We start from the raw sequence: 2,494 nt of genomic DNA on the forward strand, positions 1-2,494 counted from the left end.
ACCTATCGCGCCGCGGTCATCGGCGGCGCCGCGGTCAACGTGCTCCGGTCGGCCTACCGCGACCACGTGGCGCTCCTGGCCGCCCACGACGTGGCGTCCACGGTCGAGGACGAGCCGGTACTGCCGTTCGCCGAGGTGGGTCGTCGCCTCGCCGATCTCGCGGACGCCGCGCTGACCGCCGCGCTCGCGGTGGCGGTCTCCACGGTGTACCCGGATTCGCCCATGCCCTGTCGCCTCGGCGTGGTGGCCATGGGCAAGGGCGGGGCCCGCGAACTCAACTACATCTCCGACGTGGACATCATCTTCGTCTCCGAACCCGCGGACGCCAAGACCGGTCGGGTGGCCGGGGAGATGATGCGCATCGGCTCGATGGCCTTCTTCGAGGTGGACGCCGCCCTGCGACCCGAGGGCAAGTCCGGCGAGCTGGTGCGGACGCTGGAGTCGCACGAGGCCTATTACAGGCGGTGGGCCAAGACGTGGGAGTTCCAGGCGCAGCTCAAGGCCCGGCCGATGACCGGCGACCTGGCCCTGGCCACCGAGTACTACGACACCGTGCACCCGCTGGTGTGGACGGCCTCCGAGCGGGACGACTTCGTGCACGACGTCCAGGCCATGCGCCGGCGGGTGGAGGAGAACGTCCCCGAGCCGCTCCGGGAGCGCGAGCTCAAGCTCGGGCGTGGGGGCCTGCGCGACGTGGAGTTCGCGGTCCAGCTCCTGCAACTGGTGCACGGTCGCACGGACGAGGAGCTGCGTGTCGCCAGCACGGTGGACGCGCTCGGGGCGCTCCGGGCGGGGGGATACATCGCGCGGGAGGACGGCGCCAACCTGGTGGCCGCCTACGAGTTCCTGCGACTTCTCGAGCACCGTCTCCAGCTCCAGCGCTACAAGCGCACCCATCTGCTCCCGGAGGACGGCGACCGGGAGGCGTACCGCTGGCTCGCCCGCGCCGCCCACATCCGGCCCAGCAGTCGGCACGACGCCGCGGAGGTCCTGCTCGAGCAGCTCCGTCAGGTCCGCAGCCGGGTGCGCAGGCTCCATTCCAAGCTGTTCTACCGCCCGCTGCTGGACTCGATCGCCGCCTACGACGCGGAGGCCCTGTCCCTGAGCTCCGAGGCGATGGAGCGGCAGCTGGCGGCACTGGGGTTCGGCGCACCGCGCCACGCACTCGGGCACCTCCGGGCCCTGGCCGGGCAGAACAACCGCCGCGGCCGGATCCAGGCGCTGCTCCTGCCCGCCTTCATGGAATGGCTCGCCGACACCCCGGACCCGGACGCCGGGCTGCTGGCCTACCGCAAGCTGTGTGAGGAGCACCAGGACGTCACCTGGTTCCTGCGCATCCTGCGGGACGACAGCATCGTGGCGCGCCGCCTGGTGACGGTGCTGGGCACCTCCGCGTTCGTCTCCGAACTCCTGCTCCGCAACCCCGAGGTGATCCCGGAGCTGACCGACGGCGCCGAGGGGCCCGTGCTCGTGGCCTCCAAGGTCTCCGACATCGCCTCCGCGCTGTCCGCCTCGGCGTCCCGTCACCGCACCCCCGAGAAGGTCATCGCCGCGGCGAGGTCGCTACGCCGGGCCGAGCTGGCCCGGATCGGCGCCGCGGACGTCCTGGGGTTGGTCTCCGTGCCGGAGGTCGGCAAGCGCCTGTCCGCCGTGTGGCGGGCGGTGCTCGAGGCGTCCCTCGCGGCCGTGATGAGGGACATGGCCCCCGAGGGCCAGGCGCCGCCGGCCCGACTCGCGTACATCGGGATGGGGCGGCTCGGCGGGGACGAGCTGTCCTACGGATCCGATGCGGACGTGATGATCGTGTGCGATCCGGTGGAGGGCGTCGCCGAGGACGTCGCCGTCCGGTGGGCCGTCCAGGTGGCCGAACGGGTGGGCAGGCTGCTCTCCTCGCCGTCGTCGGACCCCCCGCTCGACCTCGACGCCGACCTTCGACCGGAGGGCCGCAACGGACCACTGGTACGGACGCTCGCGTCCTACCGCGCCTACTACTCCAAGTGGGCCGAGACGTGGGAACTGCAGGCCCTGCTCCGGGCCGCGTTCGCGGCGGGGGATCGCGACCTGGGCCTGGACTTCCTGCACATGATCGACGAGTTCCGTTACCCGGCGGACGGGGTGCCGCCCAAGGTGGTGCAGGAGATCCGGCGGATGAAGGCGCGGATCGACACCGAGCGTCTGCCCAGAGGGGCCGACCCGGCCACGCACACCAAGCTCGGGCGCGGTGGCCTGGCGGACGTCGAGTGGTGCGCGCAGCTGCTCACAATGCAGCACGCGGCGCGGGTGCCGGGCCTGCACACCACCTCCACCCTGGAGGCGCTCGAGGCCGCGGCCGCCGCGGAGTTGCTCTCGGAGGGCGAGCGTGAGGCGCTGGTGCAGTCGTGGCTCATGGCCGCCCGCGCCCGCAACGCCCTGGTCCTGGCCCGCGGCAAGGCGGTCGACCAACTCCCCGGTCAGGGCAAGATCCTGGCGGCCGTGGCCAGCATCTGCGCAGGGA

1 protein-coding gene is annotated in these 2,494 nt (G+C 72.5%); it reads left to right on the forward strand.

Annotated features, from left to right (window positions below):
* The coding region (locus G6018_RS08795) for a bifunctional [glutamine synthetase] adenylyltransferase/[glutamine synthetase]-adenylyl-L-tyrosine phosphorylase (protein WP_182639409.1) at positions 1-2,494 on the forward strand (2,494 nt) is incomplete at both ends.

This window comes from Dietzia sp. DQ11-44 (assembly GCF_014145205.1).
Taxonomy (GTDB): domain Bacteria; phylum Actinomycetota; class Actinomycetes; order Mycobacteriales; family Mycobacteriaceae; genus Dietzia; species Dietzia natronolimnaea.